This window comes from Comamonas sp. 23 (genome assembly GCF_049601575.1).
GTDB classification, from domain to species: Bacteria; Pseudomonadota; Gammaproteobacteria; order Burkholderiales; family Burkholderiaceae_C; genus Comamonas; species Comamonas squillarum.
The window spans coordinates 3,679,418-3,701,372 of record NZ_CP187127.1; the positions used below are offsets into that span (position 1 = coordinate 3,679,418).

Sequence of the window (21,955 nt, forward strand, 5' to 3'; positions counted from 1 at the left end):
TGTGCGTCTTCAAACGGGGCAGAGTCAACGGTGTGGGTGGAGGGATGGCGGGCAGGCATACTAACGGATTATGACTGTTTTTATATACAGTATTTCATGCATTGTCCGCCATCCCGGCAGCCTCTGCAAGCGCCGCCTGCACCAGGGCTATTCGCACCGTTTTGGTGCGAAATGGGGCATAGCCTACATTCGGGGATTACATACTCCGGAGGAAGTTTTCATGTCTCGCAAACCCCAACTCATCCTGTCATCCCTGGATGTGGACCGCCTTGAAGCGCTGCTGGAGGCCATGCCGGCCAGTGCCTTCCCCGGCAAGGCGGATCTGGAGGCCGAGATTGCCCGAGCCGATATCGTGGAGCCCAGCGATATTCCGCCGGATGTGGTGACGATGAACTCCAGCGTCAACTTCGACATTGCCGAATCGGGCAAGCAGTTCCAGCTGACCCTGGTCTACCCCAAGGACCTGGACGACACCAGCAGCAAGATTTCGGTATTTGCACCGGTGGGCAGTGCGCTGCTGGGCCTGGCGATTGGCGACCAGTTGGCCTGGCCCTCCGTGGGAGGAAAGACCATGACCGTGCGCGTGACCGGCATCAGCTACCAGCCCGAGCGCGCTGGCGATCTGCACCGCTGAGCGGCCAACAGACCAGAGCCGGCAAAGGGCGTGCTTACATCGACAAGCGTGCGCCCACCAGGGTCACCAGCAGACCGCCGCCGACCAGGCCCAGCTCCCAGCGAGCCACAGAGCGCAGGCTGGGCGTGCGCGCCTCCACCCCCAGGTAGAGCGCGCGCCCGGCCAGCAGCGACAGCGCAAAGGCCAGGCCCATGCCCAGCCAGTTGAGCCAGGGCTGGCTGGGCCAGACATGCGAGACCACCGCGTTGCACAGCACCACGATGGAAAAGTGCACCAGAAACACCGAGTAGCCCATTTGGCCGAGCGACTGCAGCCAGCGCACGGGCGCCTGGCGGCCCAGCCAGTCGACCAGGCGGCTGTCGTGCGGCAGGCGCATCAGCCACAGCAGCGCGACGGCGCCGCACAGCGCCACCGCAATGCGCAGGCGGAAATCGACCTCCAGTGACACGAGACCCAGCGCCAGCAGACAGGCCGTCCAGGACCAGGGCTTGGCGCTTTGGCTGCCCCAGAAGGCCAGCATGCCCATGCCATAGGCACCGATAAAGTAAACAAACCACATGTCCAGCTCACTGTGGCGGTTGAACACCAGGAGCGACATGGCCGTCAGCGCCAGAACCACCCACTGACCCAGCTGCAGGCCCAGCCACTGGCGGGCCCAGCGGCGGCTCCATGCAAACAGCAAGGTGACGGCGGCAAACAGCTGGAAGTCAATCGCCACGTACCAAACGCCGGCCGACAGCGCATCTTCGCCGCTGATGTCCTGCAGCATCAGCGCATTGGCGATCAGCTGCTGCCAGGTAGGCTCGGCGGGGACGGAGTCGTGGGCAAACCAGGGCCGCACCAGCGCTGCGATGAGCACGGCCAGCAACAGCGCGACGGAGTAAGGCGCGAGCAGGCGCAGCGCGCGCTGGCCGATCTTGGCCAGCGGGCTGCCAAAGCGGGCCACACCTTGCGGGGCCAGGCTGGCCGCCGACAGAAAGCCGCCCATGACCAGAAAAATCTGCACGGCAATGCGCGCATATTCCGCCAGCCAGTCAATGATGCCGGGGGTGACTTGCGCTGCGACATCCGACATCGGGCCGTAGAAAGCCAGGTGGTGCCAGACGATGGCAGCACAGCAAGCCCCTTTGGTCATGTCCAGCCACAGATTTCGTTTGTTATGGGTTGTTGTGGTAGGCAAGATAGTCTCTGGCCAGCGACACCACAATGGGCAAGCCATGGCAGCGCAGGCTGGCAATGTTCTGACAAAGGTGTGGCACCGCGCGCGCAGTGCCACTGCTTGTGTAACGCCTGGGGATCCGCGCCCGTTGACGCTGCCGCCCCGCTGATCGAGCGAAATCTGCCTTCTTTACACGGCGCCGGGTGGTTGGCCGGGTGGCGGCGGCCTGGGCATTTCAGTGCTTCCAGAAAAAACCGATAATCACAGCCATGAAACAAGCCCCAACGCCGCTGCCCGAGCTCACCCGCCAATTCGTGTCACATTTTGGCGAGATGGGCAGCCGCTGGGGCATCAACCGCACCGTGGGCCAGATCTACGCGCTGATCTTTCTCTCGCCCCAGCCGATCAATGCCGACGAGATTGCCGAGGGCCTGTCGTTCTCGCGCTCCAATGTCAGCATGGGCTTGAAGGAGCTGCAATCCTGGCGCCTGGTGCATATGCGCCACCAGCCGGGCGACCGGCGCGAATACTTTGAAGCGCCGGCTGATGTCTGGGAGATCTTTCGCACCCTGGCCGAAGAGCGCCGCCGCCGCGAGATCGAACCCACGCAGTCGATGCTGCGCTCGGCCCTGCTGCAGGAAACCCATTCCGCCGATGAGCAGTACGCCCAGCAGCGCATGCAGGAGATGTACGACCTGATCGACAAACTGATGACCTGGTTTGACGATGTGCAGCGCCTCAACCCCGACACCGCCCTGCAGCTGATGGGCATGGGCAGCGCCGTCACCCGGGTGCTGACCCTCAAGGACCGGCTGACCGGAAAATCGCCCGCCCGCAAGGAAGGCAACGACTGAGATGCTGGCCCTGCAAGCGCCGGCTGCCATTGCCCAGCGGCTCTGGCCCGGCAGCACCTGGCCCGCTGTGGTGCCTGGCCTGATGCCCGGTCATGGCCTGCCCACGACCGAGATCGCCGGCGATTTTGTGCTGCTGGACCACCTGGCCGCGGCCCAAGAGACCTGGGGGCGCGACGCCCCGTTGGCCATGCTGGGCCAGGACTGGTGGGTGTTTGCCTGCTCGGGCACCGGTGACGCCTGGCTGCTGAGCCGTGACCAGCAGCAGGCCGTTGCCTTTCTGGACCACGCTGCCGGGCCTGATGCCCTGCCCCAGCCGCTGGGTATCGATGCCGGGCAATGGCTGCAACTGGCCGATCTGATGGCGCAGCTCGAAGCTGCGCAAGACCAGGGGATGGACCAGGGGCAGGATGTGGTACTGCAAGCCTTGGCGCTGATGGAGCAACTGGCACCAGGCTTATCCGCCCACTACCCCTACACGCTGGCCTAACGCGCTGGCACAGCAGTGGCTGTCTTGGGCGCCAGCACAATGCGCAGGCCTTGCTCCTGCACCTCCATGCGCTCGACCGTATAGCCCAGGCCTTGCAGCAGCATGCGCTGGCTGGCCGGCAGCTCATAGACCAGCAGGCCTTGCAATACCTGCTCGGCCAGGCGGGGCGCATAGGTCTGGAACATGCCCTGGTAGGCAGCAGGCACGCCCTGCATCTGCAGCTGCTGCACACGCACGTTGTGCAGGCGAATGCTGGCTTCGGCGTCATCGAAGGCCAGGCCAAAATCCAGGGTCATCTGGCCAGGGTATTCGTTGCCCATCAGCTTCTCGGTCACCCAGATATCGAAGGCGGCTCGCAGGCTGTTGCTGGCTGTCAGCAATTGCACGCTGGGCTTTTGCAGCTGGATGACGACCATGCCCTGCCAGGAGCGGGCCAGCGGAAACTTGGCAGCGACTGCCTGCTGCAGTTGCGCCTGGCTGATGCGGATGCTGCGTGCACCGGCAGGCAGGCTGGCATCGGCAGCCTGCGCCACGCTGGTCATAAGGCCAGCCATAGCCACCAAGGCAGCGGCAGCCCATAACAGGCAGCGGCGGCGCTGCAGCGGCTGGGGGGCACCCTGGGCAAAAAACTGATTCTCCATCGCATCACACCGTAGCCGTCAAGCGCGGTTGGACAGCGCCGCAGGGCCAAAGTTCAGCCCAGGCGGCCGGTGTAGGTATCTGCGCGTTACGCCGCCTGTGCAGTAGCTGACGCGCGGCTCGGGCCGCCAGCCAGCAGCGCGTCGCGGGCGTCGAAGTACTCGCGCTTGAGCCGGGCCACCAGCTCGGCAGCGGGCACCACCTGCTTGATGGCGCCGATGCCCTGGCCACTGCCCCAGATGTCTTTCCAGGCCTTGCGCTCCTTGCCAAAGCTCATCGAGCTGGGGTCGGAGACCGGCAGGTTGTCCGGGTCCATGCCAGCTGCGCGGATCGACGGGCTCAGGTAGTTGCCATGCACGCCAGTGAACAGGTTGCTGTAGATGATGTCGTCCGAGTTGGAGCTGACGATCATCTGCTTGTACTCTTCGACGGCGCGCGCCTCATCGGTGGCGATAAAGGCCGAGCCGATATAGGCAAAGTCGGCGCCCATGGCCTGGGCTGCCAGCACCGCACGGCCATGGGCAATGCTGCCCGACAAGGCCAGCGGGCCGTCAAACCATTCACGGATTTCCTGCACCAGCGCAAACGGGCTCTTGATGCCCGCATGGCCACCGGCACCAGCGGCCACGGCAATCAGGCCATCGGCCCCCTTGTCGATGGCCTTGTGTGCAAAGCTGTTGTTGATGATGTCGTGCATCACCACACCGCCCCAGGAATGGGCGGCCTGGAACACGTCCTCGCGTGCACCCAGCGAGGTGATCAAAATGGGCACCTTGTACTTTTCGCACAGCGCCATGTCATGCTCCAGACGCTCGTTGGTCCGGTGCACGATCTGGTTGATGGCAAATGGCGCGGCGGGCTGGTCTGGGTGGGCGCGGTTGTGCGCGGCCAGGGTTTCGGTGATTTCGGCCAGCCAGTCATCGAGCTGCTCGGCCGGGCGGGCATTGAGCGCCGGCATGGAGCCGACGATGCCGGCCTTGCACTGCGCAATCAGCAACTGCGGGTTGCTGACGATGAACAGCGGCGAGCCGATGACCGGGAAAGGCACGTTCTGCAACGCGCCGGGAAGTTTGGACATACAAGGTCTCCTTCAAAGGGCAAAAGCCTGCTGCGTCGCTTGGGCGGCGCAGACCCCGTGTACCTTGGCCCAGGCGCACGGGGGGGCTTTGTGTGGGGGCATGGCGCTCAGAAGCTGTCCTGCGGCAGCGCCATCACCGGGGCCGCACCATGCAGGATTTCTTCACGCAATGCCGAGGTTTTTACCAAAATATGCGTGGCATAGAAATGTGCGGTTGTCACCTTGGCTTCGAGAAACGCCTTGTCGCCCGCGCCTTGGCTCAGTTGCTGCTCGGCTGCCAGCAAGGCCCGGCCCATCTGCCAACCGGCCACCAGATTGCCCGCCAGCATCAGATACGGCACGCTGGCCGCAAACACATCGTTGGGCGCGGTCTTGCTGCCGGCCACCACGTAGTCGACCACGGCCAAAAAGTCCTGCCGCGCCTGCGCCAGCGCACGCACAAAAGCCTGGGCAGCGCCCGAGCTGCTGGCCTTCAGCGCCTGCTCGGTCTGCGCAATCTGGCTGGCGATGCCACGCGCAGCCTGGCCGCCATCGCGCGCGGTCTTGCGGCCCACCAGGTCATTGGCCTGGATGGCGGTCGTGCCTTCATAGATGGTCAAAATCTTGGCATCGCGGTAGTGCTGGGCGGCGCCCGTCTCCTCGATAAAGCCCATGCCACCGTGCACCTGCACGCCCAGGCTGGTCACCTCCTGGCTCATCTCGGTGCTGTAGCCCTTGATGAGCGGCACCATGAATTCGTAGAACGCCTGGTTGTCCTGGCGCACCTGCTGGTCGGGATGGGCATGGGCGGCATCAAAGGCGGCAGCTGCCGTCAAGGCCATCGCGCGGCAGCCTTCGGTGTAGGCGCGCATGGTCATCAGCATGCGGCGCACATCGGGGTGGTGGATGATGGTGGCGCTGCCGGCCACACTGCCATCGACCGGGCGGCTTTGCACACGCTCCTTGGCAAAGGCCGCTGCCTGCTGGTAGGCCCGCTCGGCAATGGCCACGCCCTGCAGGCCCACGGCATAGCGGGCCGCGTTCATCATGATGAACATGTACTCCAGGCCCCGGTTCTCTTCGCCCACCAAGAAGCCGGTGGCACCGCCGTGGTCGCCATACTGCAGCACACAGGTGGGGGAGGCCTTGATGCCCAGCTTGTGCTCAATGCTCACGCAGTGCACATCGTTGCGCGCGCCCAGCGTGCCATCGGCATGGACCAGGAACTTGGGCACCACAAACAGGCTGATGCCCTTGACGCCATCGGGCGCTCCCGCCACCCGGGCCAGCACCAGGTGCACGATGTTCTCGGCCATGTCGTGCTCACCGTAGGTGATGAAGATCTTGGTGCCAAAGACCTGGTAGCTGCCATCGCCCTGCCGCTCGGCGCGCGTGCGCACCAACGCCAGGTCCGAGCCGGCCTGGGGCTCGGTCAGGTTCATCGTGCCGGTCCACTGGCCGGAGACCAGCTTGTCCAGGTAGGTCGTTTTCAGCGCATCGCTGCCGGCGGTCAGCAAGGCCTCGATGGCGCCATCGGTGAGCAAGGGGCAGAGCGCAAAGCTCATGTTGGCACTGTTGAGCATCTCCACACAGGCCGCGCCAATCGTCTTGGGCAAGCCCTGGCCGCCGGCATCCACCGGGTGCTGCAGGCCCTGCCAGCCGCCTTGCACATACTGCGCAAAGGCCTCCTTGAACCCCGCCGTGGTGCTGACCTGGCCATCCTTCCAGGTCGAGGGCTGCAGGTCTCCCACCACATTCAGCGGCGCCACCACCTCTTCGTTAAAGCGTGCGCATTCCTCCAGCACGGCCTGCGCCGTCTCCAGCCCCGCTTCTTCAAAACCGGGGATCTGTGCCACCTGGTCGATGCGGGCCAGGTGCTCCATCGCAAACAGCATGTCCTTGACAGGTGCCTTGTAGCTCATCGTTGTCTCCTCGTCTTATCGTCTTGTCATTGCTCGTGGTTCGGGTGCGCCGCACACACAAAAAAAGGCATCCCCCAGGGGATGCCTTGATGTGCTTTTGCCTACCACCACGCTGCCCCTCACATCCAGCGTCAGCGGGATGCTGTGGCGGCGTGGGGTGGTTGCAGGCACGTTTTTACAGCTTGCTGGCCATCTCAGGCACAGCCTCAAACAGATCGGCCACCAGGCCATAGTCGGCCACGCTGAAGATCGGCGCTTCTTCGTCCTTGTTGATCGCCACGATCACCTTGGAGTCCTTCATGCCGGCCAGATGCTGGATCGCGCCCGAGATGCCCGCTGCCACATACAGCTGGGGCGCGACGATCTTGCCGGTCTGGCCCACTTGCAGGTCGTTGGGCGCGTAGCCCGCATCCACCGCTGCGCGGCTCGCGCCAATGGCCGCGCCCAGCTTGTCGGCCAGCGGGGTCATCACTTCGTTGAACTTCTCGGCGCTGCCCAGCGCCCGGCCACCGGAGACGATGATCTTCGCTGCCGTGAGTTCCGGGCGGTCGTTCTTGGTCACTTCGCGGCCCACAAAGCTGCTCTTGCCGCTGTCAGCGGCGGCTGCCGCGTTCTCGACCGAGGCCGAGCCGCCGGTGGCCGCTGCGGCGTCAAAGCCGGTGCCGCGCACGGTGATGACCTTGGTGGCATCGATCGATTGCACGGTGGCAATGGCATTGCCCGCGTAGATGGGGCGCTCGAAGGTGTCGGCGCTCACCACCTTGGTGATGTCGCTGATCTGGGCCACGTCCAGCTTGGCTGCCACGCGTGGCGCCACGTTCTTGCCCGAGGCAGTGGCTGGCGCCAGGATGTGGCTGTAGTTGCCGGCAATGGCCAGCACTTGCGCGGCCAGGTTTTCGGCCAGGCCGTCTTTCAGCGCCGGGCCATCGGCCAGGATGACTTTGGCAACGCCTGCGATCTGGGCTGCGGCCTGGGCTGCAGCTGCTGCGCCTTCGCCCGCTACCAGCACATGCACATCGCCGCCGCAAGCCAGGGCTGCGGTGACGGTGTTGAGCGTGGCGGTCTTGATCGTTTGGTTGTCGTGTTCTGCAATAACGAGAGCGGTCATGTCTATCGTCTTTCCATTCAATGTGTCAGGTGTCGGGTCAAGGTCAGATGACTTTGGCTTCGTTCTTGAGCTTGTCGATCAAGGTCGCCACATCGGGCACCTTCACGCCGGCGCCGCGCTTGGCAGGTTCCTGCACCTTCAAGGTCTTCAGGCGCGGGCTCACGTCCACACCCAGGTCTTCGGGCTTGACGGTGTCGAGCTGCTTTTTCTTGGCCTTCATGATGTTGGGCAAGGTGACGTAGCGCGGCTCGTTCAGACGCAGGTCGGTGGTGATGACAGCGGGCATGGACAGAGACAGGGTCTCCAGACCGCCGTCCACTTCGCGCGTGACGCTCACCTTGTCGCCAGCGACCTCGACCTTGGAGGCGAACGTGGCCTGGGGCAGATCAGCGAGCGCTGCCAGCATCTGGCCGGTCTGGTTGGCGTCGTCGTCAATCGCTTGCTTGCCGCAGATCACGAGGCCCGGCTGCTCCTTGTCCACCAGCGCCTTCAGGAGCTTGGCAACCGCCAGCGGCTGCAGCTCTTCGGCCGTTTCGACCAGGATGGCGCGGTCTGCACCAATGGCCATCGCCGTGCGCAGCGTCTCCTGGCACTGGGTCACGCCGCAGCTCACTGCGATGATCTCGGTGACCACGCCCTTTTCCTTCAAACGCACGGCCTCTTCCACCGCGATTTCATCAAAGGGGTTCATCGACATCTTCACGTTCGCAATGTCCACTCCCGAGCCATCGCTCTTGACGCGCACCTTGACGTTGTAGTCCACCACGCGTTTGACGGGTACCAGTACTTTCATAAACCTCGACTCCTGAGTTGTTCAATAGGTTTGCGCCAGTGGCGGCGCGTTGGCGCGGCCACTCAGCCATGGGCATGGATCAGGCCATCATCGCACAAAAACAGCACGGTCGTGCTTTTTTATGACCAGACGAGCCATAACGACCAATTATCGGCGCATCGCTGCGCAGCAGCCTCCATTTTCCGCACAAGTTGGCGGTTCATCAGCCCTGGCTGGCAGGTATTGCACCGCCGCTATTGTTCTGGATATGCAAAACACGTTGCGGGAACGGAATCTCGATGCTGGCAGCGCGCAGGCCCTCGAGCACGGCGATATTGACCGCCGACTTCACATTGGCCTGGCCGTTCATCGGATCGTTGATGTAAAAGCTCAGGCTGAACTCCAGCCCGTCGGGCGCGAAATTCACCAGAAACACCGAGGGCTCGGGCTTTTCCAGCACCCGGGCCTGCGCCAGTGCTGCGCTCTTCAAGACCTCGCGCACCTGCGCGACATCGCTGTCTGCGCCCACGACAATCTGGGTGGTCAGATTGAACTTCTGGTCGGCATCGGTGAGGTTTTCCACCCGCTGGGTGATCAAGGTCTCATTGGGGACAATCGATTCGCGCCCGTTGGATGCGCGAATCACCGTGTAGCGCGTGCGGATGTCAGTGATGCGGCCTTCAAAACCGTCAACGCGCACGTTGTCGCCAATGCGCAAGGCGCGCTCGATCAGCACCAAAAAGCCGCTGACATAGTTGGAGGCGATCTTCTGCATGCCAAAGCCCAGGCCGACCCCGAAGGCACCGCCCAGCACCGACAGCGCCGTCAGATCGACCCCGACCAGTGACAGCGCCACCAGCAGGCCGACCGTGATCAGCAGCATGCGCGTGAGGTTGACGGCCATCTTGCGCATCGACAGGTCCTTGACCATGTCATCGATCACGCGCTGCTCGAAGGTGGTCGAAATCCACAGCACCACCAACATCACCATGCCCACCGATATCGCCCCCTGGAACAGCTCCAGCACCGATATCGACGTCTTGCCAAAGGCGAACTGCACGGCATCGAGCTGGGCCATCACCTGCGGCAGCACACCCAGGATGCCCAGCACCGCCACACCCCAGGCCAGCCACGAGAAAATGCGCTCGATCAGGCGCACCAAGGTGGAGTTGGGAAAGGTCTTGGCCAGCACCCGGGCCACCAGGCGAATCACCGCCAGCGACAGCAAAATCTGCACCGCCAGCCGCAGCAAAAACACCGGCTGGTAATGCTCCACCACCATGCGGGCAGCGGCCGTCATCAGCAATGCCATCAGCGGAAACAGCGCCCCGCCCCAGGCCGTCTTGCCAAACCAGACTGAAGGCTTGCCATCGTCGCGGTGGCGGTAAAAGCTGCGCGTGAGCAACCAGGCCAGGCCCAGGCAAATCACGAGAACAGCCAGCTCCTGCCAGGTGCTGGCCTGTTCAAAGTCCTGTAGTAAACGATCAAAGATATCCATGCGCCGGTCTCATAGAGTCAAAAAAAAAGCATAGGCGCGAGCATATGCTGGTTTCGTACCCTATCACCGATGGCGCGCTGGCGTTTGTAGGACCGGCCGACATCCTAGACGGACTTGGCCCTGCCGGATGCGCGCGGGATTCAGGACCAGACCGGCTTGCGCTTTTGCGCAAAGGCCTGCGCGCCTTCCTGCGCGTTGCTGTCCATCATGTTGGAGGCCATGCACTGGCTCGCCACCTGGTAGGCCGCTTCGATGCCCAGCTCGCGCTGCTGGTAGACGAGGGCCTTGCCCATGCGCACGGCCGCAGCGGGTTTGCTGACAATGGCCGCGACCAGCTTTTCCAGCTCGGCATCGAGCTGCTCGGGCGCGGCCACCCGGTTGACCAGGCCCTGGGCCAGCGCCTGCTCGGCACTGATGAATTCGCCCGTCAGCAGCATCTCCATCGCCTGCTTGATGGGCATGTTGCGCACCAGGGGCACGCTGGGCGTGGCGCAGAACAGGCCGTACTGGATGCCGCTGGTGGCAAAGCTCGCCTCGCTGCTGGCAACGGCCAGGTCACACTGCGCCACCAACTGGCAGCCGGCTGCAGTCGCCATGCCCTGCACACGTGCGATCACGGGCACCGGCAGCTTCTGGATCGCCATCATCACCTGGCTGCAGCGGTTGAACAGGTCCTGGTACCAGGCGCGGTCCGGGTGGGCAGCCATGTCCTTGAGGTTGTGGCCCGCGCAAAAGGCCCGGCCCTGCGCGGCCAGCACCACCAGCCGCACCGATGGATCCTGCGCAATGGCCGCCAGCGCGGCGCGCAAGGCCGCCAGCATCTCATCGCCCAGCGCATTGAAGCGCGCCGCATCATTCATGCACAAGGTCACCACACCGCGCGCATCGCGGCTGTGCACAAGCAAGTTGCTGTCCGTCATGGGTCCGGGTCCTCAAAAGGTGTTTACAGATCGGCGAGCACGCGGATGTGGGCTTCCACACTGGCTGCCAGCGGCGTCATCACATAGCCGCCTTCCAGACAGGAGACGATGCGGCCTTTGCTAAAGCGCCGTGCAATGTCCTTGATGCGGTGGGTGATCCAGGCGTAGTCGGCCTCGACCATGCCCAGCTGGCCCATGTCGTCTTCGCGGTGGGCATCAAAGCCGGCGCTGATGAAGACCATCTCGGGCTTGAACTCTTCGAGGCGCGGGATCCAGTAGGTCTCGACAATCTCGCGGATGTCCATGCCCTTGGTGTATGCCGGCACCGGCACATTGAGCATATTGGCCGCCGGGTCCTTGTCGCCCGAATGCGGGTAGAAGGGGTGCTGGAATATGCCCACCATCAGAATGTGCGGGTCGCCTGCGCAGATGTCTTCGGTGCCATTGCCGTGGTGCACATCAAAGTCGACAATCGCCACGCGCTTGAGCTGGTGGCGCATCAGCGCATACTTGGCAGCCACCGCGACATTGTTGAAAAAACAAAAGCCCATGGCCTGCTTGCGCGTGGCATGGTGGCCCGGCGGGCGCACGGCGCAAAAGGCGTTTTCCATCTCGCCGCTGATGACGGCATCGGTCGCAGCCAGAGCCGCGCCACAGGCGCGCAATGCGGCATTCCAGGTGGCACCGTTGACGGCAGTGTCGGTGTCCAGCATCAAGGTTGCGGGGCCGCCAATGGCCTGGTTATCGGCCGCCATCTCGGACAGGCCGCGTATCGATGCGATATGCAGGCGCTCATGGCCCAGTTCCAGATCGGACATGCTGGCCTTGGGGGCGTCGCGCCGCTCCAACGCATCCCCCACCCCAGTGATCAGCAAGCGGTCTTCAATCGCATCCAGGCGTGCAGCGCATTCCGGGTGGGCAGGCCCCATGTCGTGCAGCCAACAGTCACGGTGGCTGAAATAACCTGTCTTGGACACAGTTTTCGTCTCCTTAACTGCCTTTGTCGTTTATTGTGCTGGTATGCAGACACAGCACACCATACAAAAATTATTGACTCAGCTTAACACGGTGATTGTGGGGAAACCGGCGCAGGTTCAGGATTGTCTGACTTGTTTGCTGGCGGGAGGACATCTGCTGATTGAAGACGTACCGGGCGTGGGCAAGACCACGCTGTCGCATGCGCTGGCCCGCACCTTGGGGCTGCAGTTTGCGCGGGTGCAATTCACTGCAGACCTGATGCCCAGCGACTTGATCGGCGTATCGGTCTATGAGCGCGAGCAGCAGGCCTTTGTGTTTCATCCCGGCCCCGTATTCACCCAGGTTTTGCTGGCCGACGAGATCAACCGCGCCAGCCCCAAGACGCAAAGCGCGCTTCTGGAGGCGATGGAAGAAAAGCAGGTCACGGTCGAAGGCGCCACGCGCCCACTGCCCCAGCCTTTCTTTGTCATCGCCACGCAGAACCCGCTCGACCAGCTGGGCACCTATGCGCTGCCCGAGAGCCAGCTCGACCGCTTTTTGATGCGTATCTCGCTGGGCTACCCCGACCAGGCGGCAGAGTTCCAGCTGCTGGCCGGCCAGGGCCACCGCGACATCGCCAACCAGTTGCCTGCGCTCACTTCGGCCGTCGAGCTGAAGTTCCTGCAGCAGGAGGTGACCAGCGTGCGCGCCAGCGATGCACTGATCCACTATGTGCAGGCGCTGATCGCTGCCACGCGCTCGGGCCAGTGGTTTGTGCAAGGCCTGTCCCCGCGCGCGGGCATTGGCCTCATCCGGGCCGCCAAGGCGCAGGCCTTGATCCAGGGCCGCGACTATGTGGCGCCCGATGATGTGCAGGCGATCCTGCCGCAGACCACCGCACACCGGCTGGTGCCGGTCAGCACCTCGGGGCGCAGCGCGGTCGAGCAGGTGCGCGCGATGATGGACAGCGTGGCGCTGCAGTAGCGTGAGTGCGCCCCCAGCGGCTTCAGGGCAGCCCCGCAACCGCCCTGTTCAGCGGCTTGGCCAGCGCATGCGCCAGTGGTGGCTGGCCCAGTTGCCCAGCGCCAGCCGCCATGCCATCAGCCGCCGCAACCTCTACCTGCTGCCCACGCGTGCCGGTTGGATGCTGGCGCTCACCTTGCTGGTGCTGCTGGTGACCAGCATCAACTTTCAGCTCAACCTGGGCTTTTTGCTGACCTTCATGCTCACCGGCGCGGCGCTGGTGTCGGTGGGTATCGGCTACCGCAATCTGCTGGGTCTGCAGCTGGAGCTGCATGCCCCCGAGGCGCAATTTGCCGGTCAGCCGCTGCGCCTGGATCTGCGCCTGGACAACCCCAGCCGGCGCGCCCGCTATGCACTGGGCACACGCCACTACCAAGGCCATGAACTGAGCCTGGTGGACGCCCCGCCCCAAGCCACCACCCCCATGCAACTGAGCACGCAGGCCCAGCAGCGTGGCTACCAAAGCCTGCCTGCGGTGCTGGTCGAGACCCGCTTTCCACTCGGCGTCTTTCGCATGTGGACCGTCTTTAGAACCACTGAAAAAGCGCTGGTCTACCCCAGCCCCGAATCCCACCCGCCCCCCTTGCCTTTGGGCCTGGCCGATGCCGGCAGCGGCAGCAGCACCAGCCTGCGGGCCAGCAGTGGGGAGTTCGATGGCGTGCGCAGCTACCGGCGCGGCGACCCGCTCAAGCTGGTGGTCTGGAAGAAAGCGGCGACCTCGCTGGCCACGGGCAGTGGCCATTTCGTCGTGCGCGACAACCAGCACCAGGCGCAGCAGGACCTGTGGCTCGATGCCAGCCACTGCGGCCTGGCAGAGCGAGAGGCCCAGCTCTCGCGCCTGACCGCCTGGGTGCTGATGGCCGACCAGCAAGGCCTGCGCTACGGACTGCGGTTGGGAGCGGCCAATGCCGAGCAAGCCGCTGACAGCGGTCCCGCCCACCGCCAGGCCTGCCTGCGCGCACTGGCGCTGGCCTAGGAGCAGCACGATGCCCTCTGTTTTCAACCCTGCCCACACCTCAGGCGCGAGCCGCTGGTCCAGCCTGCCACGCGAGGCGCGCGACACCCTCTTTTTGCTGGCCGTTGTGGGCTGGATACTGCTGCCGCTGACGGCCACCTTGCCGCTGTGGGCCTCGGCGCTCGCCTATGCCTTGCTCGCCTGGCGCGGCCGCATTGCGCTTTTGCAAAAACCGCTGCCCGGCCGCTGGCAGCTGCTGGCCTTACTGGTGCTGGTCGTTGGTCTGACCTTGTTCAGCTACCGCACCATCTTGGGCGCCGATGCCGGCGTCACGCTGGTCAGCATGCTGCTGACACTCAAGACCATGGAGCTGCGTGCCAAGCGCGATGCGATGGTCATTTTCTTCCTGGGCTTTTTTGCGCTGATTGCCAATTTCCTGCATTCGCAATCGCTGCTGACAGCCTTGGCCATTGCCATGGGCCTGGTGGGCTTGCTCACCGCGCTAGTCCATGCGCATATGCCCGTGGGGCAACCATCGCTCAAGTTTGCAGCGGGCCTGTCGCTCAAGATGGTGGCCATTGGCGCGCCACTCACGCTGGCGCTGTTTGTGCTCTTCCCGCGCATGGCGCCGCTCTGGGGGGTGCCCCAGAATCCGACGGCCAAGACCGGCCTGTCTGATGAGATGACCGTGGGCTCGGTGGCATCGCTGGCCCAGGACGAGGGCATTGCGTTTCGCGTCAAGTTCGACACACCGCAAAACCGGCCGCCCCCCGCCAACCAGCTGTACTGGCGCGGGCCGGTGCTGTCCGATTTCGATGGCACGACCTGGCGCGCGACGCCCAGCTTTCGCAATCCCGACGACCGGATGTTTGCCGACATCCGCACCGAAGGCGAGGCACTGCGCTACGAGCTGACCCTGGAGCCGCACCAAAAGCCCTGGCTGCTGACCTTGGACCTGACCCGAGAGGCGCCCGTGCTGCCACGCGGCCGCGCCTACAGCACCGGCGATCTGCAGTGGCTCAGCAACCGGCCCATCACCGAGGTGACCCGCATCGCTGTGGAGAGCCACACGCGCTACCAGTTTGGCATGCAGGCGGGCAAGCGCGAGCTGGCCTTCAACCGCCGGCTGCCAGCGAGCAGCAACCCGCGCACCCAGGCCTGGGTGGCGCAGCTGAGCGCCGAGGTGGGCGAGCGCCCCGACCGCAGCGCCCAACTGGTGCAGCGCCTGCTGGGGCAGCTGCGCAGCGGCGGCTACACCTATACGCTGGACCCGGGCGTCTACACAGGCCAGGCGGCCGACCAGTTCTGGTTCGACCGCAAAGAAGGCTTTTGCGAGCATATTTCCGCCGCCTTTGTGATTGCACTGCGCAGCGCCGGCGTGCCCGCGCGCATTGTGACCGGCTACCAAGGGGGCGAAGCCAACAGCGTCGACGGCTACTGGACCGTGCGCCAGGCCGATGCCCATGCCTGGGCTGAAGTGTGGCTGGGCGAAGAACAAGGCTGGGTGCGCTTTGATCCAACCGGCGCAGTGAGCCCTGGCCGTGTCGGGGCTGCACAGCGCCTCAACACCCCCAACTTCATGGGGTTCAGTGTCAGCAATGCCGCCACCATCAACGGGCTGCAGCGCATGCGCGCAGTCTGGGAGGCGGTCAACAACAGCTGGAACCAGTGGGTGCTGAGCTACACCCAGCGCGAGCAAATGGACATGCTCAGCAAGCTGGGCCTGTCCAGCCCCAACTGGATGGATCTGGTGCGCATTCTGGGTGGCCTGGTGCTGGCGGCGGCCATCATCGTGGTGCTGGCCCTGCAGTACCAGCGCAGGCGCACAGACCCCTGGCTGGCCCTGCTGGGCCTGGCGCGCAAACGGCTGCGCCAGGCCGGCCTGCCCGAGGCTGCGCAGGGCCATGCGGCCACGCCACGCGCGCTGGCCCGCATGCTGCACGCCCAGGCACCCGAGGTGGCACCCGCCTTTGGCCAATGGCTCAAGGCCATGGAGCGCCAGCGCTACGCGCATGCCACCGGCGAGTCAGCGCCCAAGGCCGAGCTGGCAGCGCTTCGCAAACAATTACGACTTCTGCCCTGGTCCCGCCTGCGGGCCCTGGCAAACAAGGTATAAAACCCCATGCACCGAATTCTTCAGACCACTGTGGCCCTGCTTTGCGCCGGCCTGTGCGCAACGGGCGCCTACGCACAAAAGAACACGACCAACAAGGCCCGCAGCGCTGACTCCGCCCCCACCGCATCCAGCTATGCCAACCGGCCCGAGGCCGAAGCCTTTGTCCGCGAAGTCGCCGAGCGCCGCCATATCGATGAGGCCTGGCTGCGCGCCAGCATCAAGCAAGCCCGCTTCAACGCCACCGTGCAGCGCCTGATGACGCCGCGCACGGGGCCCGCTGGCGTCAAGAACTGGCGCGGCTACCGCAGCCGCTTTGTCGAGCCGATCCGCATACGCGCCGGCCTGCGCTTCTGGAACGAGAACGCCGCCACGCTGGCCCGTGCCGAGCAGACCTATGGGGTGCCGGCTGAGTACATCGTCGGCATCATCGGGGTCGAGACCATCTATGGCCAGCAGATGGGCAACTTTACCGTGGTCGATGCGCTGGCCACCTTGGCCTTTGACTATCCCGCCAGCCACCCGCGCGCGGCCGACCGGGCCAAGTATTTCCGGGGCGAACTGGAGCAGTTTCTTGCCACGGCCTACCTCACTGACAGCAACCCCTTCGATACGGTGGGCAGCTATGCCGGCGCCATGGGCATGCCCCAGTTCATGCCAACCAGCTGGTCCAACTACGCGGTCGATTTTGATGGTGACGGCAAGATCAACCTGTTTGGCAGCACGGCCGATGCGATCGGCTCGGTGGCCAACTACTTTGTCGCCCATGGCTGGCAACGCGGCATGCCGGCTTACTACGATGTGCAGGTGAACAGCACACCGGCACAGCTGGAGACCTTGCTCGCGCCGGATATCAAACCCAGCTTCAGCGCCGCCGAGATGGCCGCGCTGGGCCTGCGCATCCAGGCGCCAGGCGACCAGCACACAGGCCCGCTGGCGCTGATCGAGCTGCCCAACGCGAGCGCTGCGACCCAGTACGTGGTGGGCACGCCCAACTTCTACACCATCACGCGCTACAACCTGTCCAGCTTTTACGCGATGTCGGTGGTTGAGCTGGGTCAGGCGATTGCGCGTGCGCGCAGCGGTGCGCCCGCAGCGACGGACAGCGAGCCCGGCAGCGAGACCAGCAATTCTCCCACCGCCGAGGCTGCCGCCAAGGCCTATCTGCGCAGCAAGGCGCGCCAGCAGCGCACGCCCGACCCGGCCAATTTCAGCGCACCTTGATCGCTGGCCGGGCAATCCATATGGACGTGATCTGCAGGCTTTCAAGGCCTGCATTGCAAAAATAAAAGCCAGCAATTTTCTCTTGAAATTGCGGCTTCTTCATCCAACTATCAGTCATCGAGCAGCAAACCCGCTGCCCTGTTTCACAAGGATTGAAGATGATCATGACCCCTCTGATGCACCGCTCGGCCTACGCTGTCTCCCCATCCGCGATGGATGCCGCCTTGCAGCGTTTTCTGCAAGCCACTACCACGGGCACCACGAGCCAGGACACCGTGCAGCAAGACGGCTCCGTGTTCAGCATCGGCATCGATGTGCCCGGCCTGTCGCGCGAACAGCTGCGCATTGAGCTGCAGGACAAGACCGTGCGGCTGACCAGCATCGAAGGCGCACCACGCAGCATCCAGCGCGCCTGGAAGCTGCCTGCCAGCATCGATGCCGCAGCGTCCAAGGCCAGCCTGGAAAACGGCGTGCTGACCCTGGTGCTGAGCACCACCCAGCCAGCGACCCAAACCTTGGCGATTGCATAAGATCAGCGCAAGCACACCCACCGAGCAAAAGGGGCCTGAAAAGGCCCCTTTTGATTGCGTCACCGGTACATGACCAGCGCCAGTGACCGTCTATGCCGCAGTGGCGGGAGCCGGCGGCTGCTGCACGATGGCATCAAGCGGCCAGCGCGGCTTGACGTCAAAGGCATAGACCTTCTCGGCCTGCTGTTGCCCCGCTTCGATGCGCATGGCAGCCGCCATCGCAATCATCGCGCCATTGTCAGTGCACAGGTGCAGCTCGGGGTAGTGCACGCGGATGCCACGCTTGCGGCAGGCGTCGTTGAGCTGCTCGCGCAGCAGCCGGTTGGCCCCCACGCCGCCGGCGACCACCACGCGCTGCATGCCGGTCTCCTTCAGCGCATTCAGGGTCTTTTTCACCAGCACATCCACAATGGCCGCCTGGGTCGATGCGGCCAAGTCCGCCTTGCGTGCCTCCAGGCCATCGCCGAGCTTTTTGGCCTGGGTCAGCACGGCGGTTTTCAGGCCAGCAAAGGAGAAATCCAAATCGCCGCTGTGCAGCAGCGGACGCGGCAGCTTGAAGGCCTCCGGGTCGCCGCCCTGCGCCAGGCGGGACAGCTCGGGCCCGCCGGGGTATGGCAGGCCCAGCAGCTTGGCCGATTTGTCAAAGGCCTCGCCCGCTGCGTCATCGATGGTCTCGCCCAGAATCTGGTAGCGGCCAACGCCGTCCACGCGCATCAGCTGCGTGTGCCCCCCAGAAACCAGCAGGGCCACAAAGGGGAACTCGGGCGGGTCTTCGCTCAAAAACGGCGAGAGCAAATGGCCTTCGAGGTGGTGCACGCCCAGCACCGGCTTGTCCAGCGCAGCAGCCATGGCGCAGGCCACGCCTGAGCCCACCAGCAAGGCGCCCGCGAGCCCCGGGCCACGGGTAAAGGCAATCGCATCGATCTGCGCGAGCGTGCAGCCCGCGTCATCGAGCACTTTTTGTGTGAGCGGCAGCACGCGGCGGATATGGTCGCGGCTGGCCAGCTCAGGCACGACACCGCCGTAGGCGCGGTGCATCTCGATCTGGCTGTAGAGCGCATGGCTCAGCAACTCAGGCACCGTACCTGGGCCACGGGTGCGCACCAGGGCCACACCGGTTTCATCACAGGAGGATTCGATCCCCAATATCAGCTCAGTCATGGGCCCAAAGTGTAGGCGCTCTGGGCCGCTTTTGCGCCCGGGGGCGGGGCTACCCTGGCGGGCCGCCAGGGTTTGCCGCTTGGGCAATGGGCTCAGCGCTTGCCGCCCAGCAGCGAGCCACCAATCTTCATCAGGTCGCTGACATCGAGTTTGCCGTCGCCATTCTGGTCCAGCAGCGAGCCCAGCAAGCCGCCACCCAGGCCGCCTTGCTGCTGCACCTGGGCTTTTTCCTGGCCCAGCGCATTGCCCAGCTGCGAGGAGTTGAGGCCACCCGACATGACGCGCTGCGCCAGGAACGACATCACCAGCGGTGCCAGCATCTTGAGCAGGTTGCCGGCATTGGCCCCCAAGCCTGTGGCCTGGCCTAGACTGGCCGAGGCCTGGTCTTGCTGGCCGCCAAAGATATGGCCCAGAATGCTGGCGCCATCCAGAGCCGCAGGCGATGCGGAACCGGCACCCGAGCCCGCAGCAGCGCCGCCGCCCAAAGCGCCACCGAGCACACTGCCCAGCATGCCACCCAAACCGCCCATGCCACCGGCTTGCGCCCCACCGCCACCACCCAACAGCGAGCCCAGCAGCCCGCCCAGGTCAGGGCCTGCGCCAGCACCGCCTGCAGCGCCGTGGTCACGCTGCAGTGCTTCGAACAAGGCACTGGCGCCGCCCGCGCTTTGCGCGTTGTTGCCCAGTGCGCCCAGCATCATCGGCACGGCCGCCTGCACGGCCTGCTCGGTCTGGGCCTCGCTCTGGCCCAGGCTTTGGGCCATCTGCTGGATCGGTGCGCCCTGCAGTTGCGCGAGGAGCTCATCGACCATAGAGGGAGATGCGGACATGTTCTTTCCTTTCAAAAGCCCAAAGGGCGTGGCACAGAATGCAGATAGTAGACGTTCAGCATGGCCGTGCAATACACAGGGGCGCAAATCTTCGTTAACCGGAACCATCTGCTGGCGCAGGCTCGGCATACCCGAGATGCCGGATGGGCTGATTTTTCTTATTACTTCCGTATATATAAAACCTAAAATAATGGGTGAACGCATTTTTTACTGCCATGGCCATACAGCACTACATCAAGGAAATCGGGCGCGGCGCACGCGGCGCCAAAGCCCTTAGCCGCGTCGAGGCCAGCGATGTGATGGCGCAGATACTCGATGGCCGGGTCAGCGACTATGAAATCGGCGCCTTTTGCATTGCCATGCGCATCAAAGGGGAAACGGCCGAAGAGATGTGCGGCCTCTGGGATGCCGTGCATGCGCGCATCGCCCGCTTTCACAGCCCAGCCGCCTTGCCCACCGTGGTGCTGCCCAGCTACAACGGCGCGCGCCGCCTGCCCACCTTGACCCCGCTGCTGGCCTTGCTCCTGGCGCGCGAAGGCCTGCCGGTGCTGGTGCATGGCATGCAGACTGAAGCGAGCCGCATCTCGGCCTTTGCGGTGTTCGAGCGCCTGGGTTTAGTGCCCCGCGCGCAGACTGGCACCATTGCCGCATCGGAAGTGGCCTTGGTGCACACCGCCACCTTGCTGCCCGCGCTGGCCAAGCTGCTGGCGGTGCGCCAGCTCATCGGCCTGCGCAACCCGGGGCATAGCATTGCCAAGCTGCTGCAGCCAGTGCAAGGACCGGCCGTCTTGCTGGGCAGCTACACGCACCCGGAATACCTGCCGATGCTGCAAGCCACCTTGGCCGAGCTGCAGACGAATGCCCTGCTCTCGCGCGGGCTGGAGGGCGAAGTCTGCGCCGACCCGCGCCGCAGCCCCCAGTACGACGGCTTTGTCGCAGGCCAGCACCAGTTGCTGCAGGCACGCAGCAGCGGCACCGACAGCCAGGTGCCCGGCTTGCCCAGCGAGCGCGATGCGGACACCACCGCGCGCTACACCGAGGCCGTGCTGGCCGGCCAATTGCCGGTGCCCGCCGCCTTGGCCCAGCAAGTGGAACATGTGCTGGCCATCGCCCAACAAACACAACCAGCTCCCCAAGCCTCCCACCATGACTGACAGCAGCCTGCCCTCTCTTACTGCACGCCCGCCGGCTGATGCGCCATTGCCAGGCCAGGGCCAGTGCACCCTGGTCGGTGCCGGCCCGGGCGACCCGGACTTGCTCACCATCGCTGCCGCCAAGGCTTTGCAGCGCGCCACCGTGCTGTTGGTGGACGACCTGGTCAATGATGCCGTGCTGCAGTGGGCGCCCGCTAGTGCCCGCATCGTCCATGTGGGCAAGCGCGGCGGCTGCCAGAGCACGCCCCAGGCCTTCATCCAGCGCCTGATGCTGCAGGAAGTGCAAGCCGGTGAGAACGTGGTGCGGCTCAAAGGCGGCGACCCCTTTATCTTTGGCCGGGGCGGTGAAGAGGTGGAGTTTTTGCGCGCCCACGGCATCGAGCCGCGCATCATCAATGGCGTGACCGCCGGGCTCGCCGCGCTGACCAGCCTGGGCGCCCCCTTGACCCACCGCGACCATGCGCAGGGCGTGGTGTTCATCACGGGCCACGCCAAGCCAGGCGGACAAGGCCCCGATTGGGCGCAACTGGCGCGCACGGCGCACGATGCACGCCTGACCCTGGTGATCTACATGGGTGTGGCCAGTGCCGAGGCGATCAGCCAGGGCCTGGGCAGCGGCTTGCCTGCCGATACGCCGGTGGCCATCGTGCAGCATGCCAGCCTGCCCCAGCAGCGCCATGCAATCACCGACCTGGCACATTTGCCCGCCACGATGGCCCGCGACAAGCTGGCCAGTCCCAGCATCATCGTCGTGGGCGATGTGGTGCAGTGCGTGGCACTGGCGGCCCAGGCAAGCCGTACCATCGGTCCAGCAGGCCACCGAGATTTCTCCGAGATTTGCGGATACGATAGCCATTCGAGCGTGGAAGACAGGGCATCCATAGCGTAAAGTAATTGATCTTTACATATGCACAGATTGTTTCTCCACGTCCCAACCATAAGACGAGGAGCACCTAGC

22 protein-coding genes are annotated in these 21,955 nt (G+C 64.6%); 10 read left to right on the forward strand and 12 right to left on the reverse strand.

Going from position 1 to position 21,955, the window contains the following annotated elements:
• The first annotated feature begins 220 nt into the window (after positions 1-220).
• Positions 221-634 carry a nucleoside diphosphate kinase regulator gene (gene rnk / locus ACPEE1_RS16700; RefSeq protein WP_116924943.1) on the forward strand — a complete coding sequence of 138 codons (414 nt, stop codon included), beginning with the start codon at positions 221-223 and terminating at the stop codon, positions 632-634.
• A 34-nt stretch (positions 635-668) separates the two neighbouring features.
• Here the strand turns inward: rnk and ACPEE1_RS16705 are convergent, their stop codons facing one another.
• Entirely contained in the window at positions 669-1,853 is a 1,185-nt protein-coding gene (locus ACPEE1_RS16705) for an acyltransferase family protein (RefSeq protein ID WP_332839223.1), read from the reverse strand.
• 209 nt (positions 1,854-2,062) lie between these two features.
• Here ACPEE1_RS16705 and ACPEE1_RS16710 point away from each other — a divergent pair, with 209 nt between their 5' ends.
• Both ACPEE1_RS16710 and ACPEE1_RS16715 read left to right on the forward strand, forming a co-directional pair.
• Positions 2,063-2,647 (forward strand): GbsR/MarR family transcriptional regulator, encoded by a 585-nt coding sequence (locus ACPEE1_RS16710; RefSeq protein WP_182345264.1) that lies wholly within the window; start codon positions 2,063-2,065, stop codon positions 2,645-2,647.
• Between the two features lies 1 nt (position 2,648).
• Positions 2,649-3,134, forward strand: coding sequence for a hypothetical protein (locus tag ACPEE1_RS16715; RefSeq protein ID WP_423933988.1), 486 nt, complete (start codon positions 2,649-2,651; stop codon positions 3,132-3,134).
• Here ACPEE1_RS16715 and ACPEE1_RS16720 read toward each other — a convergent pair.
• From ACPEE1_RS16720 to ACPEE1_RS16755, 8 genes are all read right to left on the reverse strand, one after another.
• On the reverse strand, positions 3,131-3,676 hold the full coding sequence (locus ACPEE1_RS16720; protein ID WP_423933990.1) for a hypothetical protein: 546 nt from the start codon (positions 3,674-3,676) through the stop codon (positions 3,131-3,133). The genes ACPEE1_RS16715 and ACPEE1_RS16720 overlap by 4 nt on opposite strands.
• A gap of 185 nt (positions 3,677-3,861) precedes the next feature.
• Positions 3,862-4,851 carry an NAD(P)H-dependent flavin oxidoreductase gene (locus ACPEE1_RS16725; protein ID WP_260719150.1) on the reverse strand — a complete coding sequence of 330 codons (990 nt, stop codon included), beginning with the start codon at positions 4,849-4,851 and terminating at the stop codon, positions 3,862-3,864.
• A 107-nt stretch (positions 4,852-4,958) separates the two neighbouring features.
• A complete protein-coding gene (locus tag ACPEE1_RS16730) occupies positions 4,959-6,752 on the reverse strand; it encodes an acyl-CoA dehydrogenase (protein ID WP_260719149.1) in 1,794 nt (597 codons plus the stop codon).
• A gap of 175 nt (positions 6,753-6,927) precedes the next feature.
• On the reverse strand, positions 6,928-7,860 hold the full coding sequence (locus ACPEE1_RS16735) for an electron transfer flavoprotein subunit alpha/FixB family protein (protein WP_182345261.1): 933 nt from the start codon (positions 7,858-7,860) through the stop codon (positions 6,928-6,930).
• Positions 7,861-7,903: 43 nt separating this feature from the next.
• Complete coding sequence (locus ACPEE1_RS16740) at positions 7,904-8,653, reverse strand: electron transfer flavoprotein subunit beta/FixA family protein (protein WP_116927872.1); 750 nt, start codon at positions 8,651-8,653, stop codon at positions 7,904-7,906.
• A 202-nt stretch (positions 8,654-8,855) separates the two neighbouring features.
• Positions 8,856-10,130: a mechanosensitive ion channel family protein gene (locus tag ACPEE1_RS16745; protein ID WP_182345260.1), complete on the reverse strand. Its 1,275-nt coding sequence runs from the start codon at positions 10,128-10,130 to the stop codon at positions 8,856-8,858.
• A gap of 140 nt (positions 10,131-10,270) precedes the next feature.
• Positions 10,271-11,050: an enoyl-CoA hydratase gene (locus tag ACPEE1_RS16750; protein WP_182345259.1), complete on the reverse strand. Its 780-nt coding sequence runs from the start codon at positions 11,048-11,050 to the stop codon at positions 10,271-10,273.
• A 23-nt stretch (positions 11,051-11,073) separates the two neighbouring features.
• On the reverse strand, positions 11,074-12,027 hold the full coding sequence (locus ACPEE1_RS16755; RefSeq protein ID WP_232539566.1) for a histone deacetylase family protein: 954 nt from the start codon (positions 12,025-12,027) through the stop codon (positions 11,074-11,076).
• 43 nt (positions 12,028-12,070) lie between these two features.
• Here ACPEE1_RS16755 and ACPEE1_RS16760 point away from each other — a divergent pair, with 43 nt between their 5' ends.
• The 4 genes from ACPEE1_RS16760 to mltB all read left to right on the forward strand — a co-directional run bounded on the left by ACPEE1_RS16760 (position 12,071) and on the right by mltB (position 17,322).
• Positions 12,071-12,991, forward strand: a complete 921-nt coding sequence (locus ACPEE1_RS16760; protein WP_116927305.1) for an AAA family ATPase — start codon at positions 12,071-12,073, stop codon at positions 12,989-12,991.
• A 67-nt stretch (positions 12,992-13,058) separates the two neighbouring features.
• The gene (locus ACPEE1_RS16765; RefSeq protein WP_260719147.1) at positions 13,059-14,006 is read left to right on the forward strand and encodes a DUF58 domain-containing protein; all 948 of its coding nucleotides are present in this window, start codon (positions 13,059-13,061) and stop codon (positions 14,004-14,006) included.
• Positions 14,007-14,016: 10 nt separating this feature from the next.
• The gene (locus tag ACPEE1_RS16770; protein ID WP_260719146.1) at positions 14,017-16,101 is read left to right on the forward strand and encodes a DUF3488 and transglutaminase-like domain-containing protein; all 2,085 of its coding nucleotides are present in this window, start codon (positions 14,017-14,019) and stop codon (positions 16,099-16,101) included.
• Between the two features lie 6 nt (positions 16,102-16,107).
• Positions 16,108-17,322 (forward strand): lytic murein transglycosylase B, encoded by a 1,215-nt coding sequence (mltB, locus tag ACPEE1_RS16775; protein WP_260719145.1) that lies wholly within the window; start codon positions 16,108-16,110, stop codon positions 17,320-17,322.
• Here mltB and ACPEE1_RS16780 read toward each other — a convergent pair.
• A complete protein-coding gene (locus tag ACPEE1_RS16780) occupies positions 17,309-17,488 on the reverse strand; it encodes a hypothetical protein (protein WP_133248206.1) in 180 nt (59 codons plus the stop codon). The two genes, mltB and ACPEE1_RS16780, sit on opposite strands and share 14 nt — an antisense overlap.
• Here ACPEE1_RS16780 and ACPEE1_RS16785 point away from each other — a divergent pair.
• Positions 17,481-17,852 carry an Hsp20/alpha crystallin family protein gene (locus ACPEE1_RS16785; protein ID WP_116927301.1) on the forward strand — a complete coding sequence of 124 codons (372 nt, stop codon included), beginning with the start codon at positions 17,481-17,483 and terminating at the stop codon, positions 17,850-17,852. The genes ACPEE1_RS16780 and ACPEE1_RS16785 overlap by 8 nt on opposite strands.
• Positions 17,853-17,942: 90 nt before the next feature.
• On the opposite strand, the gene tsaD is transcribed toward ACPEE1_RS16785, so the two are convergent.
• Both tsaD and ACPEE1_RS16795 read right to left on the reverse strand, forming a co-directional pair.
• A complete protein-coding gene (tsaD, locus tag ACPEE1_RS16790; RefSeq protein WP_116927300.1) occupies positions 17,943-19,013 on the reverse strand; it encodes a tRNA (adenosine(37)-N6)-threonylcarbamoyltransferase complex transferase subunit TsaD in 1,071 nt (356 codons plus the stop codon).
• A 92-nt stretch (positions 19,014-19,105) separates the two neighbouring features.
• Entirely contained in the window at positions 19,106-19,843 is a 738-nt protein-coding gene (locus tag ACPEE1_RS16795) for a DUF937 domain-containing protein (RefSeq protein ID WP_116927299.1), read from the reverse strand.
• Between the two features lie 215 nt (positions 19,844-20,058).
• Here ACPEE1_RS16795 and ybiB point away from each other — a divergent pair, with 215 nt between their 5' ends.
• Positions 20,059-20,997 carry a DNA-binding protein YbiB gene (gene ybiB, locus ACPEE1_RS16800; RefSeq protein ID WP_260719144.1) on the forward strand — a complete coding sequence of 313 codons (939 nt, stop codon included), beginning with the start codon at positions 20,059-20,061 and terminating at the stop codon, positions 20,995-20,997.
• Positions 20,990-21,886, forward strand: a complete 897-nt coding sequence (gene cobA, locus ACPEE1_RS16805; RefSeq protein ID WP_116927297.1) for a uroporphyrinogen-III C-methyltransferase — start codon at positions 20,990-20,992, stop codon at positions 21,884-21,886. The genes ybiB and cobA overlap by 8 nt, the downstream gene beginning before the upstream one ends.
• Positions 21,887-21,955: the final 69 nt, after the last annotated feature.

Excerpts from the sequence above, each read along its gene's own strand:
- rnk (WP_116924943.1), top strand. The coding sequence starts at position 221 with ATGTCTCGCAAACCCCAACTCATCCTGTCATCCCTGGATGTGGACCGC.
- ACPEE1_RS16705 (WP_332839223.1), bottom strand. The coding sequence starts at position 1,853 with ATGGCTTGCCCATTGTGGTGTCGCTGGCCAGAGACTATCTTGCCTACC.
- ACPEE1_RS16710 (WP_182345264.1), top strand. The coding sequence starts at position 2,063 with ATGAAACAAGCCCCAACGCCGCTGCCCGAGCTCACCCGCCAATTCGTG.
- ACPEE1_RS16715 (WP_423933988.1), top strand. The coding sequence starts at position 2,649 with ATGCTGGCCCTGCAAGCGCCGGCTGCCATTGCCCAGCGGCTCTGGCCC.
- ACPEE1_RS16720 (WP_423933990.1), bottom strand. The coding sequence starts at position 3,676 with ATGACCAGCGTGGCGCAGGCTGCCGATGCCAGCCTGCCTGCCGGTGCA.
- ACPEE1_RS16725 (WP_260719150.1), bottom strand. The coding sequence starts at position 4,851 with ATGTCCAAACTTCCCGGCGCGTTGCAGAACGTGCCTTTCCCGGTCATC.
- ACPEE1_RS16730 (WP_260719149.1), bottom strand. The coding sequence starts at position 6,752 with ATGAGCTACAAGGCACCTGTCAAGGACATGCTGTTTGCGATGGAGCAC.
- ACPEE1_RS16735 (WP_182345261.1), bottom strand. The coding sequence starts at position 7,860 with ATGACCGCTCTCGTTATTGCAGAACACGACAACCAAACGATCAAGACC.
- ACPEE1_RS16740 (WP_116927872.1), bottom strand. The coding sequence starts at position 8,653 with ATGAAAGTACTGGTACCCGTCAAACGCGTGGTGGACTACAACGTCAAG.
- ACPEE1_RS16745 (WP_182345260.1), bottom strand. The coding sequence starts at position 10,130 with ATGGATATCTTTGATCGTTTACTACAGGACTTTGAACAGGCCAGCACC.
- ACPEE1_RS16750 (WP_182345259.1), bottom strand. The coding sequence starts at position 11,050 with ATGACGGACAGCAACTTGCTTGTGCACAGCCGCGATGCGCGCGGTGTG.
- ACPEE1_RS16760 (WP_116927305.1), top strand. The coding sequence starts at position 12,071 with ATGCAGACACAGCACACCATACAAAAATTATTGACTCAGCTTAACACG.
- ACPEE1_RS16765 (WP_260719147.1), top strand. The coding sequence starts at position 13,059 with ATGCGCCAGTGGTGGCTGGCCCAGTTGCCCAGCGCCAGCCGCCATGCC.
- ACPEE1_RS16770 (WP_260719146.1), top strand. The coding sequence starts at position 14,017 with ATGCCCTCTGTTTTCAACCCTGCCCACACCTCAGGCGCGAGCCGCTGG.
- mltB (WP_260719145.1), top strand. The coding sequence starts at position 16,108 with ATGCACCGAATTCTTCAGACCACTGTGGCCCTGCTTTGCGCCGGCCTG.
- ACPEE1_RS16785 (WP_116927301.1), top strand. The coding sequence starts at position 17,481 with ATGATCATGACCCCTCTGATGCACCGCTCGGCCTACGCTGTCTCCCCA.
- ACPEE1_RS16780 (WP_133248206.1), bottom strand. The coding sequence starts at position 17,488 with ATGATCATCTTCAATCCTTGTGAAACAGGGCAGCGGGTTTGCTGCTCG.
- tsaD (WP_116927300.1), bottom strand. The coding sequence starts at position 19,013 with ATGACTGAGCTGATATTGGGGATCGAATCCTCCTGTGATGAAACCGGT.
- ACPEE1_RS16795 (WP_116927299.1), bottom strand. The coding sequence starts at position 19,843 with ATGTCCGCATCTCCCTCTATGGTCGATGAGCTCCTCGCGCAACTGCAG.
- ybiB (WP_260719144.1), top strand. The coding sequence starts at position 20,059 with ATGGCCATACAGCACTACATCAAGGAAATCGGGCGCGGCGCACGCGGC.
- cobA (WP_116927297.1), top strand. The coding sequence starts at position 20,990 with ATGACTGACAGCAGCCTGCCCTCTCTTACTGCACGCCCGCCGGCTGAT.